11 protein-coding genes and 1 pseudogene are annotated in these 15,827 nt (G+C 41.9%); 4 read left to right on the top strand and 8 right to left on the bottom strand.

Going from position 1 to position 15,827, the window contains the following annotated elements; all coding sequences use genetic code 11:
* Positions 1-22: 22 nt before the first annotated feature.
* Positions 23-1,618, bottom strand: a complete 1,596-nt coding sequence (gene aspD / locus ACZ5R4_RS18540) for an aspartate 4-decarboxylase (RefSeq protein ID WP_464367781.1) — start codon at positions 1,616-1,618, stop codon at positions 23-25.
* Positions 1,619-2,127: 509 nt separating this feature from the next.
* Here aspD and ACZ5R4_RS18535 point away from each other — a divergent pair.
* Positions 2,128-2,973: an SPFH domain-containing protein gene (locus ACZ5R4_RS18535; protein WP_219987218.1), complete on the top strand. Its 846-nt coding sequence runs from the start codon at positions 2,128-2,130 to the stop codon at positions 2,971-2,973.
* A 24-nt stretch (positions 2,974-2,997) separates the two neighbouring features.
* Positions 2,998-3,177 carry a type II toxin-antitoxin system antitoxin gene (locus tag ACZ5R4_RS18530; protein ID WP_054860969.1) on the top strand — a complete coding sequence of 60 codons (180 nt, stop codon included), beginning with the start codon at positions 2,998-3,000 and terminating at the stop codon, positions 3,175-3,177.
* Between the two features lie 97 nt (positions 3,178-3,274).
* On the opposite strand, the gene uraA is transcribed toward ACZ5R4_RS18530, so the two are convergent.
* Positions 3,275-4,558, bottom strand: a complete 1,284-nt coding sequence (uraA, locus tag ACZ5R4_RS18525) for a uracil permease (protein ID WP_277679075.1) — start codon at positions 4,556-4,558, stop codon at positions 3,275-3,277.
* Positions 4,559-4,943: 385 nt separating this feature from the next.
* On the opposite strand from uraA, the pseudogene ACZ5R4_RS18520 reads away from it, so the two are divergent.
* Positions 4,944-5,217, top strand: a pseudogene (locus ACZ5R4_RS18520) (heterodisulfide reductase-related iron-sulfur binding cluster); the annotation flags it as partial.
* Here ACZ5R4_RS18520 and ACZ5R4_RS18515 read toward each other — a convergent pair.
* The 6 genes from ACZ5R4_RS18515 to ACZ5R4_RS18490 form a co-directional block, all read right to left on the bottom strand.
* The gene (locus ACZ5R4_RS18515; RefSeq protein ID WP_181397443.1) at positions 5,214-5,360 is read right to left on the bottom strand and encodes a hypothetical protein; all 147 of its coding nucleotides are present in this window, start codon (positions 5,358-5,360) and stop codon (positions 5,214-5,216) included. The pseudogene ACZ5R4_RS18520 and the gene ACZ5R4_RS18515 overlap by 4 nt on opposite strands.
* 276 nt (positions 5,361-5,636) lie before the next feature.
* Entirely contained in the window at positions 5,637-7,292 is a 1,656-nt protein-coding gene (locus ACZ5R4_RS18510; protein WP_464367780.1) for a long-chain-fatty-acid--CoA ligase, read from the bottom strand.
* A gap of 29 nt (positions 7,293-7,321) precedes the next feature.
* On the bottom strand, positions 7,322-9,094 hold the full coding sequence (locus ACZ5R4_RS18505) for an acyl-CoA dehydrogenase family protein (RefSeq protein ID WP_464367779.1): 1,773 nt from the start codon (positions 9,092-9,094) through the stop codon (positions 7,322-7,324).
* A gap of 45 nt (positions 9,095-9,139) precedes the next feature.
* A complete protein-coding gene (locus ACZ5R4_RS18500) occupies positions 9,140-10,324 on the bottom strand; it encodes an acetyl-CoA C-acyltransferase (protein ID WP_464367778.1) in 1,185 nt (394 codons plus the stop codon).
* Between the two features lie 22 nt (positions 10,325-10,346).
* Entirely contained in the window at positions 10,347-12,743 is a 2,397-nt protein-coding gene (locus tag ACZ5R4_RS18495; RefSeq protein WP_464367777.1) for a 3-hydroxyacyl-CoA dehydrogenase/enoyl-CoA hydratase family protein, read from the bottom strand.
* Positions 12,744-12,765: 22 nt separating this feature from the next.
* Positions 12,766-14,886 carry a (Fe-S)-binding protein gene (locus ACZ5R4_RS18490; protein ID WP_464368515.1) on the bottom strand — a complete coding sequence of 707 codons (2,121 nt, stop codon included), beginning with the start codon at positions 14,884-14,886 and terminating at the stop codon, positions 12,766-12,768.
* Positions 14,887-15,053: 167 nt separating this feature from the next.
* Between ACZ5R4_RS18490 and ACZ5R4_RS18485 the strand changes: the two genes are divergently transcribed.
* Positions 15,054-15,821: an electron transfer flavoprotein subunit beta/FixA family protein gene (locus ACZ5R4_RS18485; RefSeq protein WP_464367776.1), complete on the top strand. Its 768-nt coding sequence runs from the start codon at positions 15,054-15,056 to the stop codon at positions 15,819-15,821.
* Positions 15,822-15,827: the final 6 nt, after the last annotated feature.

Below are 15,827 nucleotides of genomic sequence, written 5' to 3'. Positions count from 1 at the left end.
TAGTCAGGGGATTGGACATAAGCTACCCTTTTCCCTCTTTCCATTCCATTACATATTCCTCCATCACTTCTTTTAATTCTTGTCCTATACGGGAATAGGCTTCATCATTAAGATTAGCAAGTGATACACGAATCGACCATTCTGGTGCTAAAAATCCTTGACCGCTTAATAGGACAATCGATGATTTCTCGGCTAATCGGTATAAAATATCTTCTGGTTGATAATTTTCTAAAAGATATTCTGTAAAGCCTTTTTCATAATAATGATTGCACCAGATTTCCAGATCGATTTCTGTATAATAGTCTGCATTATTTGGTAAATGCTTCTTCGGCAATCCTAGACCTTCATATAAACGAAGCATCCTTCGATCTAAAATGTCGTTGGTTTTTTGTTTATACTCATTATTGGTATCAAGCATGGCAAATATGGAAAATAAGGCCATTTGTACTTGCTGTGGTGTCGATAGTCCAGCGGTGTGATTCATGGCGACATCTCTACTGTCTGCTACGATTCGATCGATAAACTTCGTATATTCTGGAGTTCGGGTAAGAGAAGCATACCTTCTATTTAAATCCTCTTTCTTTTTTTCAGGTAATTCCTCCAATAACTTATCAAAAACATTATTCTCACTTATAGCAATGGTTCCTAAGCGCCAGCCTGTCACACCAAAATATTTGGAAAAGGAATACACGCCAATCGTATGAAAAGGTAAATCCACCATAATCGAGCGAAAGCCTTCTACAAAGGTTCCATACACGTCATCAGAAATGATCATTAAATTAGGATTGTCATGCTGTACAATTTGTGCAATTTGATCTATGGTTTCTTTTTTTATCGAGACAGATGGTGGATTGCTCGGATTGGTTAGAAATAGTGCCTTGATTTCCTTATCCTTTAACTTTTCTATTTCCTCTGCAGGGTATTGCCATGTATGGTTCCCCTCCTCATCTATTTCGGTTGCCATAATTTTAACGAGCTCAAAAGCATTATTCGGGAGTTCTGGAATCTCTATGTATGGTGGAAAGATCGGAACCATCACCGCGATTTTGGACCCCTTAGGAAGTAGGTGATTTTTATATAATGTTTCAAAAATATAGCACATCGCTGCCGTGGCCCCTTCGACTGCAAATAAATCAAACGTATTTTCCTGATCATATAGCTCCTTCGATAAAAAGTCATGCACTACTTTTTCCGTTCGAACAAGCATCCGACCAGGATTAGGATAGTTATCCCCGATGATTCCATCTACTAATTCATAGACCCAGGCATCTCTTTCAAACTGTTTTCTGTTGATTCCGTAATCAATGATTTCCTTTAGCAGCTGCATTCCTGGAATGTGCGGATTTTCTTTCGCATAATTTTGGAAGCGTTCTGCTATCCCATTACGATTTGGCATGCCAGCTAAGTCACCTTCATCCCATACTCGTCTTGATTCAGAGACCGCAAATTGTCCAAGCGCAAAAAATGCTTCTCTTGGGGAGGCGGCAATCCAATTGGGATTACCGCGACCCGCATCAAGCATCGTCCTAGTTATCCTCTTTTTTCCTTTGGCAAGCTCAATAAGTTTTTCTTTTATTTCAAAGGGGCTTATTCTACTTGCTTTATTTAGTTGATACATCGAAATCCTCCTAAACAATCTACTATCTTCATTTACATAAGTATTCCACTATTAGGCGTGAAATATTATCTGAAGATACATTTCTTAGGATAACAGCATGTTTAGGAGATAGAATTCGGTGATCTTAAAGGTTATTGCATTACGATCCAGAATGTTGAGTTTTTGAGTGATTATATTACTTTATGGCCTGAACTAACAATACTTTTGTATCCTAGAACAAGAGTTTTATAAACGCTCACATTATGTGATCCTATTCATTTTTTGAAGTTTTCTATAAATGAATAGAGCTAAAATTTTGAATAATGAACAAAAAATCCTTTTTCACAGGCTTCTTTTTATCAAAAAGTAATACTTTGTATCATTAAAGCAATATCAATGTCCACAGACTCAATTGTATTGCATTTTCTAATATAGGACCGAAAATATTAATAATTATTTACATTTATATACATAAGTGATATCATTATAATATAAAAATATTTCATACAAAGGTGGTTATATTCATTATGTTGCAGGAGCGAAAAGCATGGACAATAAATGGTTATCTAGGTATTCTCCTTATAGTTTTACTCTTAGGTTTAACCGCTTTTACCTTTTTTCAAGAACAATTCGTTGTTGGAGTCATAGCTCTTCTCATCGCCATCCTACTTGGAAGTGGTATTACGTTAGTCCAACCTAACCAATCAGTGGTTGTTACGTTTTTAGGAAAATACATGGGTAGTATTCGACAGGAAGGTGTAGTAATTACGATACCGTTCACTGCAAGACGAGTTGTTTCCCTTCGCGTTCGAAATTTTAATAGTAAAAAATTAAAAGTAAATGATGTGAATGGGAACCCGATTGAAATTGCTGCGGTTATCGTTTTTAAAGTAACAGATTCCGCAAAAGCAGTATTTGAAGTGGACCGCTATGAGCAGTTTGTGGAAATTCAAAGTGAAACAGCCATTCGTGCCGTTGCAACGAAATACCCTTATGACACTTTTGAAAACGTGGAATTAACCTTAAGAGGAAATGCCGAAGAGGTGTCCGGCGAACTAGCTTCCGACTTACAGGATCGTTTAGAAGTTGCTGGTGTAGAAATTATCGAAACAAGGTTAACCCATCTTGCTTATTCGACTGAAATTGCCCAGGCTATGTTACAACGTCAGCAAGCAGATGCCATCATTGCAGCAAGACGGAAAATCGTTGAAGGAGCAGTAGGAATGGTACAGGATGCCATCGAGCAATTGGAAAAAGAAAATATTGTAGACCTTGATGAGGAGCGTCGTGTCGCCATGATTAACAATTTACTTGTTTCGATCGTAGCAGACCATGGAGCACAGCCTGTCATTAATACCGGCACACTATATCAATAAAATTTGTTAAAAAAGAGGGTTTCTATGACGAAGAAAAAACATTTCCCATTGCGAATAGACCCTAAACTCTATGAAATATTGCACAGTTGGGCCAAAGATGAATTTCGTAGTGTAAACAGTCATGTGGAATTTTTGTTACGAGAATCTGCCAAAAAAGCTGGGCGATTACCTAAAACTCAGGATAAAAAAATTGGGGAGGATTAAGTTCTTCTCCTCTTTACTGTAGGTGTGGTGTATGCCTTTGATTTACTAAATAGAAAAAGGATCTTAGCCTAAGATCCTTTTTCTCATGCTATTAACATTATTCATTGGACAGTTTTAATTGATCAAGCACTTTAAAGAAAAGGCTCAGAATAATGGCAATGATGGTGGCTAAGCCCATACCTGTTAAGGAAACATCCCCGATATTAATGGCAGCACCACTAATTCCAATGACGAGCACCACACAGGTTAATATCAAATTCTGTGAGCGGCTATAATCAATTTTCGCTTCCACAAGCATGCGGATACCACTTGATGCGATTATACCGAACAATAATAGTGAAATCCCACCCATTACAGGCGTTGGAATCGATGTGATCAGTGCAGCTAATTTTCCACAGAAAGATAATATAATAGCGATAACAGCTGCCATACCAATGATCCACGTGGAGTAAACTCTCGTAATTGCTAAAACCCCGATATTTTCTCCATAGGTTGTGTTAGGTGTTGCACCGACAAGACTAGAAATAATGGTGGAAATCCCATTCCCCGCTAATGAACGATCTAAGCCCGGTTCCTTTGCCAAATCCTTTTTGACAATATTCCCTGTTACAAATAAATGCCCAATATGCTCAGGAATAAGGACAATTGCCGCAGGAAGTATAATCAAGATTTGGGACCAGTCAAATTTTATTTGGTAAAATTCTGGCATGGATATCCATGCAGCTTCCTTTACAGTTGTTAAATCAACTAAGCCAAAAATAGCAGCGATAACATATCCTGCAATAATACCAATCAAGATAGGAATAATTTTCAGAAATCCTCGTAAGGTTACCCAACAAATAATGGTAATCAGCAAGGTTAGGAATGATACAATAGCCGCTTTAGGATCAATCGCCCATGAAGCCCCTGCATCTGCTGGCGCAATCCATCCTGCCATTTCTGCTGCAGTCGGCACAAGCTCAAGACCAATAACAGCGACGATAGCTCCCATAGCTGCAGGTGGGAAAAGGACATCGATCCAAGCAGTTCCGGCGATTTTGATGATAAGAGCAACAACGCATAAAATAATACCGACAAATAGGAACCCGCCTAGTGCATAACTATAACCCTCCATCCCCGAATAGTGACCTAAAACGACAAGCACTGGTGAAATGAAGGCAAAGCTAGAGCCTAAATAAGCTGGAATCTTTCCTTTCGTAATAAAAATATAGAGCAATGTCCCGACACCATTCATCAATAAGATGGTCGCAGGGTTAACACCGAACAGTACAGGAACCAAAACCGTCGATCCGAACATCGCAAATAAATGCTGAAGACCTAATGGTAAGCTCTGCAAAAAAGGTACACGCTCGTCAACTTGTATTTCATCATATTTTGCCACTTTATTTTCCCCCTTGAAGTAAATATAGGGTTCAAACAGTTACCGCTTAATAGACAAAAACACCTTGCTAAAAAAAGCAAGGTGTTTGCGGATTGATACAACCATAGACTACCAGATTAGCTATGGTTATGAACTTCACAGACTTTGAATCTATTCCACCTTGCCAGTCTCACAGGACTGAATTAAAGGTAACCGTATGAACTTATCTCAAATATTATTACAATATATTGTCGAAATGTCAATGTTTTTTTGCAAACGGAAGGATTGTCACTTTAATTTTAAACGACCATACTCTTAAAGAACAACTTGAAATAATGGCGACTGCCAGAACATATTATCACCCATCAAGATTCTTGTCACTACGTAATATGTTGAAAACATGTGATCGATTAATAATATTGAATTTTGCGAAATGGAGTACGCTAGTGGTTGTTGTGGCTCTGCGGGTATCTATAATATAGTTGAAACAGAAATGTCTATGAAAATATTAGATTCGAAAATGAAACACACGAAAGCTACACAAGTTAACTACTGTTGTGACCGCAAATCCTGATTATTTACTACAAAAGAAGCTTAGTATCAAAAGAGAAGGAGTAAACGAATCTGTACGTGCAGTTCATATCGTCGACCTATCGCTAAAAAGCTGTAAGTCGAATTAGGCAATTTTTCTATCCTCATCACCCTCATTCAATTGTCTTTTCCCATCCCAGAAGTAAATACGAGGCAGACCCGATAACAACCAATATTCATGCAATAAGGTAGAGCTAACAAACAATATCAAGGTCCAATCTATTTGCCTCAAAAGAATCTCTCCCTTCGTAACTAATTTATGGCGAAGGCAGGTTGTCTAAGAACGTTTTCACTTTTTGATAAGAGTGGGGTTTTGACCTCCAATATTTGCTATATAAGTACCAACTTTATAATCTTTGGTTACATTTTTGGTACTTAAATTGGTTTTAAGTACCAAATTTATGATCTTGGGTTGCAATTCTGGTACTTAAATCGGTTTTAAGTACCATTTTTACTTGTTCGCTTTCTAGCTTTGGTTCTTATTCGTCATTGTATTCGCTTACAATAATTATTCTTCTTCCAGCAGGCGGCGTAAGGTTTTTCCTACTAATGATTTTGGAAGGCTATCTCGGAATTCGTATATTCGTGGTATTTTGTAGGCGGCAAGCCTTTCTCGGCAAAACTTCTCCAGCTCCTTTTCGTCTGTGGTCGCTCCTTCTTTCAAGACAATGTAAGCCTTCACTGTTTCGCCTCGGTATTCATCCGGAACTCCGACTGCGGCTGCATCCATTATCGCTGGATGTTCAAACAAGACCTCCTCAATTTCTCGAGGGTAAATATTGAATCCACTGGCGATGATGAGATCTTTTTTTCGATCGACAATGTAAAAGAAGCCTTGATCATCCATTTTGGCCATATCACCTGTATAAAGCCAGCCGTCTTTTAAGGTATTACTCGTTTCCTCCGGTCGCTTCCAGTAGCCTTTCATCACTTGTGGTCCTTGAATGATCAGCTCCCCTACTTCTCCGTTTTCAAGTTCTTTTCCTGTTTCCGGCTCGACTACCTTTGCGATTGTATCTGGAAAAGGGATTCCAATCGAGCCGAGCTTCCGTTTTTCCCATATGTTATTCGCATGGGTGACTGGTGAGGCTTCGGTTAATCCGTAACCTTCAATCAACTTACCACCTGTTATCTCCTCGAATCTTTCCTGGACCTCACCCGGTAATGGGGCCGCACCACTAATACATACATTGATGGACGATAAATCATAGTTCTTTATTTTTGGATGATGGATTAATGATAGATACATCGTTGGTGCTCCTGGAAAGGTAGTCGGCTTCATTTTGTCAATTAGCTTGAGCGCCATGTTTACATCAAACTTAGGGAGAAGAATAAGCATGCCACCTAATTTTATAGAAAGGTTCATGAGTGTAGTCATTCCAAATACGTGAAAAAAGGGGAGCATCGCCAAGTATCGTTCTCTCTTCTCCTCACTCCGATATACCCAAGCTCTCGTCTGCAACGTATTGGCGACAAGATTATAGTGAGTAAGCATGACACCTTTGGAAACGCCAGTTGTCCCTCCTGTGTACTGAAGCAATGCCAAATCTTCTTCCACATCTATGAGGACATTGATCGGCTTAGCTGGCGCATTAGATAGGAGTTTCTTAAACGAATGGGTATGCTGATCATAGCTGACCTCCATTGATAAACCGTCTTTTTTGGCCTTGATTGGGTACAGGATATTTTTAGGAAAGGGCAAGTAGTCCTTCATGGAAGTAAAAATCGTATGCTCTACTTCTACTTTCGGCAATACGTTTTGGACACGCTTAAACAAATGATCCAAGGCAATAACGACTTTCACACCAGCATCATTCAATTGATGCTCCAGCTCTCTTTCTGTATAAAGAGGATTGGTTTGAACGACGATCGCACCAATCATTAATGCTCCGTAGTATGCGATAATGGATGCAGGACAATTCGGGAGCATAATTGCTACCCGATCGCCCTTTTCGAGCCCTAACTTTTTTAAGCTATTTGCGAATTGATAGGTTTCTTTTAATAGCTGCTCATAAGTGATCTTTTTTCCATAGAAAAAAATTGCGGTTTGTTGCGGGAACTTTTTTGCTGTGTCTATCATAAATTGAGCCAAATTTTGCTTTGGATATTCGTATGACGGTGCGACTTCTTCGGGGTAGTACTCTAACCATACTTTTTCAGACATATCCAACTCTCCTTTTTGGCTATGGGCCTTTAAACGACATACTTCTCAGCTGCAATGACACGTGCTGCAATTTGCCTTTTCCGTTCTATCGTATTGATCGGTGTTCTGCGCGCTAGCTTTTTTAAGACAGATAGCTGTGTACTTAGCCTATCTCCAGACTCCACCTGAGCTAACGAATCCTTGGCGAGCGCTTCGATCGTTTCAAACGATTCGTGGACAAATACTTGCGTCATTGCGATGGCATTAGCCGCTTTCTCTTCGCCCTCTTTGGCAACTCGCTTTTTCGTTCTAAGAAACGCACTTTCCGCTGCATACACTTGGATCATGATGTCAGCTAAGTGACTGAGGATTTCTTGTTCTGAATCTAGCTTTTGCTGGTATTTTTGTACGGCTAGACCGCCAATCATGAGGAATATTTTTTTCGCCATCTTAATGAGGTACTCTTCTTGCTCCAAGAGCCCTGTAAACGTCCGTTGTGGCATAAAGGTAAGCAGCTCTTCTTGTAGCTGTTGTGCTTTTTGCATAAGTGGGAGTTCGCCCTTCATTGCTCGCTTAATCAGTGTCCCTGGTATGAGCAAACGGTTAATTTCATTCGTTCCCTCAAAAATTCGATTGATGCGTGAATCACGATAGATGCGCTCGATTTTATATTCCTTGATAAATCCATAGCCACCGTGAATTTGAACTCCCTCATCGGCAATAAAATCTAACGTCTCTGAACCAAATACTTTATTGATCGAGCATTCTAACGCATATTCAGCAATCGCTTTGGCAGACGCCACTCCTGCATCAGACCTGCTGAAATCAATCGCTTCCATACTCGAATCTATTAATCCAGCAGTCCGATAGACCATACTATCCAAAACATATGCCTTTGTATTCATTTCCGCTATTTTTCTTCGAATAAGAGAAAAGGATGAGATCGGCTGCTTGAACTGAACCCTTTCATTCGCGTAGGCTGATGCTTCCTCAATCGTATCCTTAGACGAACCGAGACAACCAGCGGCAAGCTTAAATCGACCAATGTTCAATATATTAAAGGCAATGAGATGACCTTTTCCAACCTCCCACAACAGATTTTCTGCGGGAACCTTCACCTCTTCTAAAATTAGGGGGCAGGTGGAAGAGCCTTTGATCCCCATTTTCTCTTCTTCTGGTCCGACACTAACTCCTTCCATCGTTCTCTCCACAATAAATGTACTAAAATCTGTTCCATTTACTTTCGCATAAACAATGAAAATATCAGCAAAAGCCGCGTTCGTAATAAACTGCTTTGTCCCATTTAAAATATAGTGCTTCCCATCCTCCGATAATGTGGCGGTTGTTTTGGCACCAAGCGCGTCCGAACCAGAGGATGGCTCTGTTAGGCAATAGGCGGCAATTTTTTCCCCACTCGCTAAGAGAGGCAGGTATTTTTTCTTTTGCTCCTCTGTGCCAAAATAAACGATCGGCAATGTACCAATCCCGACATGTGCACCAAGGGATAGACCAAACGATGATGCCTTTGATAATCGCTCACTAATTAATGTCGAGCTTATTTTGTCTAAACCAAGGCCTTCATATTGTTCTGGCACATCTGCACTAAGAAGCCCCAATTCTCCAGCTTTTTGTAGGAGCTTGACGGTGAGATCATAATTTAAGCTTTCAATCGCTTCATCCTGTGGCAAAATCTCGCCTTCGATAAAATCCTTTGTTGTTTCGCCAATCATTCGCTGCTCTTCGGTAAAATCCTCCGGTGTGATCACCGAGTTATAATCGACATCGTTAATGATAAAGCTTCCACCTATTATTTTTTCACCCATCATTTTCGTTCCCCTTTCTATCATGGTGCTTAGATTCGGCGAGTATCAATCTGGGTGCACTTCAAACACACCAGCTGCCCCCATACCGCCGCCTATACACATTGAAACGACCCCATACCCACCGCCTCGTCGCTTCAGCTCATAAAGTAAGGTTGAGGTTAACTTAGCTCCTGTACATCCGAGAGGGTGGCCAAGTGCAATCGCTCCCCCATTTACATTGACCTTCTCCTTATCGATATTCAATTCGCGAATGACTGGTAAGCATTGTGCTGCAAATGCTTCGTTTATTTCAAAAAGCTTGATCTCATCCTGACTAACCTTTGCCATATCGAGGGCTTTTGGAATCGCCTTGATGGGACCAATGCCCATAATCTCAGGCTCCACTCCAGCGACAGCAAAAGAGCGGAACGTTGCTAAAGGCTTTAAACCAAGTGCTTCGGCCTTCTCTTTACTCATCAACACACACGCTGCTGCACCATCACTCATTTGCGACGAATTTCCGGCTGTTACAGACCCTCCCTGCTTGAATGCAGGCTTCAGCCCTGCTAGTATGTCAACACTTGTATCTGATCGAATGCCTTCGTCTGTATCGACAATGCATTGCTTTTCCCAGCGCTTGCCGTTTTCATCGACACCCTTATGGACTGTGTGGACTGGGACAATTTCTTCCTTAAACTTCCCATCCTTCACAGCTGCAGCTGCTTTCTGGTGGCTTTCTACGGCAAAGTGATCCTGATCCTTTCGGGATACTTGATATCTTTCTGCCACTTCTTCTGCCGTAAAACCCATCCCCATATAGATTTCTGGCATTTCCTCAACGATCTGTGGATGTGGGGACATCTTAAACCCTGACATCGGGACATGACTCATACTTTCTACTCCTCCACCGATCACCACATCAGCATGACCAAGCATGACACGCTCTGCTGCAAACGCAATCGACTGCAAGCCGGACGAACAAAAACGATTAATCGTCATCGCTGGAGTGGATGCCGGAAAACCAGCGTATAGGGAAATAATTCTTGCCACATTTAAGCCCTGTTCTCCTTCTGGCATGGCACAGCCAATAATGATATCCTCCACATCCTCTTTTTTTAATCCGTTGGCCCGCTTGATGACCGCATTTAAAACCGTACTTCCTAAATCCTCTATCCGTGTTTGGGCAAATCCGCCTTTCTTTGCCTTTCCTACCGGTGTACGTGCAATCGATACAATCACTGCTTCTCTCACAAGGTTCACCTCATTTCTAAAATTAATTACGTAATGGCTTCCCTTTACTTAACATATACTGCATGCGCTGCCTAGTTTTCGGCTCCCCGCACAAGCTTAAAAAGGCTTCCCGCTCGAGATCAAGCATATATTGTTCACTCACTCGCGTCCCTGCTGGAACATCCCCTCCCGCTAATACGTGGGCCAATTTATTGGCAATTAACTGGTCATGGTCACTGATATAACCTGCCAGTTTCATTTGATAAGCACCTAGCTGCATCAATGCCTTCCCTTCACTACCGACGACACGAATATCCTCTTCTGGTTTCGTGGCATTGTCCTCTTGAACCAATCTTAGGGCAGCTTGCTTTGCTTCGAATAGAAGATGATCCTGATGGACAACAACAGTATCCTGCTCACGCAAATAGCCTAGCTTTTTCGCATCGAGAGCACTTGTTGATACCTTTGCCATACCGAGCGTTTCAAAAATTTTATTGACATATGGTTGTAAATCAACCTCTGGATTCGTAACAGTGAGGCTAAGACGAGAGATCAGCTCCTTACACCCTCCGCCTGCTGGAATTAAGCCAACACCAGCTTCGACTAATCCGTAGTAAGTTTCGGCTGAAGCAACAACCCGATCGGCAGGCAGACAAACCTCCACTCCTCCACCTAAAGTCATACGATGTGGGGCTGCAATAACCGGCTTTTCAAACCGCTTTAAGTGATACATCGTATTCTGGAACAAGCGGATAATATGCTCGACTTCGTCCCACTCTTCGTCCTGTGCTTCCATTAAGAGCATCATTAAGTTGGCACCGACACAAAAATTCCTTCCTTGATTGGCAATAACGAGCCCATCGTAATTGCTACGGACTTCCTTGATGCTTTCTTCAATCATCATTAAAATATCTGCACCGATCGCATTGTTGGGGGAATGAAATTCAAGACATGCGATTCCATCTTCCAGATCGATCAGACTTGCTCCGCTACTCGCTTTTATCACCTTGTTCTGCTCTTTTAGTGTACGTAGGGAGATCACTTTAGGGTTTGGCTCTAGCTGTTTGTAAGCACCATTTGAAACGAAATATGTCGTACCTTCCTTCCTTTTGTAAAAGGATGTATTCCCTGCCTCAATCCAATCTTTCACCCATTGCGGAACACTTGATCCTTCTTTTTCCATCCGATGGACCGATTTTTCCAATCCAATTGCATCCCATGTCTCAAATGGACCAAGCTCCCAATTAAAGCCCCATTTCATTGCTTCATCAATTTCCACGATCGAATCGGCAATTTCTCCTACCTTTTCGGCAGAATAAAGGAGGACTTCTTTTAGCGTATTCCAGGCTAGTTCCGCGTAACGATCCTCTGTACTAAAGAGCGCTCTAAGCTTCTGCTTCGCTCCTTTTGCCATTTTGGCAGCTTCCAAGGATGCCCCGGCTATTTTCTTTTGTGGTTCATATTCCATTGTTTGAACATTAAGGGAGAGAATCTTCTTCCCTTTTTCGTTCTTCACCTTTTTATAAAAGCCCTGCTCTGCCTTTTCACCAATCCAACCTTTATCAACCATCTGCTGTAAAATTTCCGGGACCTTAAACACCTTTTTCTCTGCTTCATCGCTTACTTTTTCATACATATTGTTAGCAATATGCACAAACGTATCGAGTCCTACTATGTCCAATGTTCGAAATGTCGCACTTTTCGGACGCCCGATTGCCGGTCCAGTACATGCATCGATCTCCTCAATCGTATAACCCTTTGCTAGCATTTCATTTAGGGTGACATGCATACTGTATGCTCCGATTCGGTTAGCGATAAAGTTCGGGGTATCCTTTGCGATCACGACACCTTTGCCGAGCTTATTCTCACAAAATGGACGCATCACATCAACGATTTCTGTTAGTGTCTCCTCACCTGGAATAATTTCTAATAGCTTCATATAACGAGGTGGATTAAAAAAATGTGTGCCTAGAAAATGCTGTTTAAATTCCGTACTACGCCCGTCGACCATTGCATTGATGGAAATGCCCGATGTGTTGGAGCTAACAATTATCCCCTTTTCCCACACTTTTTCCACACGCTCAAACAGCTGCTTCTTGATGGAAAGATTTTCGACAATCACTTCCACCACCCAATCGACTTCCTTTATTCGCTCCAGATCATCCTCGATATTGCCAGGAGTTATAAGTGATGCCAAATCCTCATCATACAGCGGGGCTGGCTTATTTTTTTTCAGTTTTTTTATTGCATTTACCGCTAAACGATTTCGGACTTCATTACTATCTAGAGTCAGTCCTTTTCTTTTTTCCTCCCCTGTCAATTGACTAGGAACGATATCGAGCAAGAGACAAGGGATCCCCACGTTTGCTAAGTGGGCGGCAATACTCGCTCCCATAACACCCGAACCGATTACAGCTGCACGTCGAATTTGTCTTTCCATACGATTACCCTCCTGTTCTAGATCATCCTGTAAGTTTGCTAGACTCGCCAAAGACAGCTTGCGCTAAGATTTCGGCAATATCCTTTGCCTCCACCTGCTCCTCTACCTCCATTGCCTTCGTGCCATCATCAAGCATGGTTAGGCAATACGGACATGCACTACTAATCACCGTTGGATTCACGTCAAGCGCCTGCTCCGTACGAGCGATATTCACCCGCTTTCCGGCCGTTTCCTCCATCCACATCATCCCGCCTCCAGCGCCACAGCACATGCCATTCTCCCGGCTACGAGCCATCTCCACTAACTCCACTCCTTTAATCGAACGGAGAATATTTCGAGGCTGTTCATACACATTGTTGTAGCGCCCGAGATAGCAGGAATCATGATACGTAATCCGTTCGTTCAATTCATACATTGGTGTTAACCGGCCCTCTTTCACTAGCTGATCGAGAAGCTCGGTATGATGAAGGATCTCCACCCCTTCTAAGCCAAACTCAGGGTATTCATTTTTCAGTGTATTAAATGTATGCGGACAGGCAGTCACGATTTTTTTCACCTTGTATTTCTGCAATGTCGCGATATTTTCCATGCACAGCTCTTGGAAAAGTAATTCATTACCCATTCTTCTTGGCGTATCTCCAGAGTTTTTCTCCTCATTTCCGAGAATCGCAAAGTTGACACCTGCTTCATGTAGCAATCTTACCAATGCTTTAGACACTTTGCGGCTACGATTATCGTAAGATCCCATCGAACCGACAAAGTAAAGCACATCAAAATCAGGGTTTTCCTTTACTGTCGGCACCGGAATCCCCTCAATATCTTCGGTCCAATTCGCCCGGTCTTTTCGATTAATTCCCCATGGATTCCCTTGGCGTTCAATGTTTTGCATCGCACGCTGGCCTTCATGAGGAACCCGGCCTTCCATAAGAAGCAAATGTCTCCGCAAGTCCACGATTTTATCCACATGTTCATTGCCGACTGGACATTGATCCTCACAATTCCGACAGGTCGTACATGCCCAAATCTCCTCCTCTGTCATCACATCACCAACAAGATTTAGCTCCTCTACCTTCCTATCTGTTGTCGACCACATCTGCTCTTGGAGCGTCATCGTCGGTTGAATCGTTGTTCCTTTTCCCCACTCGGCCTGTACTCCATCCACCTCTTGGACACTGTGTATTCCATAGGAAAGCTTTGGTACCCAAGGAGACTTTGAGGTAATGGCTGCACCCTTTTCTGTAAGGTGGTCTCGCATTTTTGCAATAAGGTGCATTGGGGAAAGAACCTTGCCTGTATTAGAAGCAGGACACGCATCCGTACAGCGCCCACATTCCACACAGGAATAGAAGTCGAGCATTTGCTGCTGGGTGAAATCTTCTATTTTTCCCACACCAAACGATTCGGCATTTTCATCCTCCAAGTCAAGGCTTCTCAATTGGCCAACTGGCTCTGTTCGCCTGAAAAAAATATTAATCGGAGCAACCATCAGATGAAAATGCTTCGACTGCGGAACATACACTAAAAACGCGAGTAAAATCAACAAATGTGCCCACCAAAACGTGTAATAGAGAATATTTACAGTGATCTCATTCAGTGACATGAATCCTGCTGCAATCACCGAGGAAATCGGAGCATACCAAGAAAAGGCCAGATCATGAACCACCCGCTCCAACCCTAGTGTGAGTAAAATAGATAACATTAAGGAAAAAATGAAATAAATTACGATACTAGGCTTCTTTCCTCTTTTTAACCGCGATAGCTTCTCCCCATAACGGCGATAGGCAGCATAGCCAACGGCAAGAAAAATGAGAAAAACTGTCATTTCCTGAAAGAGGTTAAAGACGTGATAGCCTGGAACCGGAAGTCTATCAGCCCCTAGACCTTTCACAATGATATCCAAGGCACCAAACTGTAGAATGATAAACCCATAGAAAATAATCACATGCATGATCCCGCTTTTTTTGTCCTTTAACAATTTCGTTTGACCAAATACTTGCAAGACGAGCGTCTTTAAGCGTTCATCTAGCTTTTTTTCTATTTCCACCTGCTTTCCTAGCTTCATATAAATGTAGCGATGGTAGACGACTTTTCCAAACAAATACAAGCCGTAACCAGTTACGAAAAGAAATGCTAGAAATTGCATCCATTGCCAAGCCACAATGATCGCTCCCTTCCTGATACATGGAGTTTTTGGACCATTTTTTCATTGCAAGAAACACACATGAAAATGTAAAGGCTCTCATACAAATATGGATATGAACCTGTTTAGAAGAAAATGCTAACCATTTGTTTTGGAAAGGAGAATGATGAATGGATATTTATGTGATCCTGAAACAAACCTTTGACACCGAGGAAAAAATTATCATAGAAGATGGTCAAGTTACCGAAGACGGTGTGCAATATGTCATCAATCCATATGATGAATACGCCGTGGAAGAAGCGATTCAAAAAAGAGAGGAGCTTGGAGGGAACGTTTTTGTTATTGCGGTAGGTCCTGAGCGGACATCAGAAGCCCTCCGTACAGCTTTGGCAATGGGAGCCGATGAAGCCATATTAATAGCGGATGAAAGAATTTGCTCAGACGAAAATACTGTATCCAAGGTATTAGCTTCCTACTTAGGCAGCCAAAAGGTTGATTTGATTCTAGGGGGTTATTTTTCCGTTGATAATGGCGCTGGTCAAGTCGCCATTCGATTAGCACAGCTCTTAGACATCCCACATGTCGGCTCGATTACGAAGCTCGATATTCGTGATGACAAAGCGATAGCAGATCGGGATGCAGAAGGTGACCTCGAACAAGTGGAAGTAACACTTCCTGCTGTTTTCACTGCACAGCAAGGGTTAAATGAACCACGTTACCCTAGCCTCCCCGGCATTATGAAAGCGAAGAGGAAACCTTTTAAGCAATTAACTTTGGATGATCTTGATATAGACGAAACCGAGCTAGCTCCAAAAACAGAGAGAATAGCACTTTCTCTCCCTCCCCAGAAAGAAGCAGGGCAAATTCTAAAGGGCGATACGGCTGAGCAGGTGAAAGAGATTGTGGAAAAACTGCGTCATGAGACAAAACTATTATAATAAGGA

The sequence above is a fragment of the Gracilibacillus sp. JCM 18860 genome (genome assembly GCF_055395245.1).
This window is presented reverse-complemented; position numbering and strand designations above follow the sequence as displayed.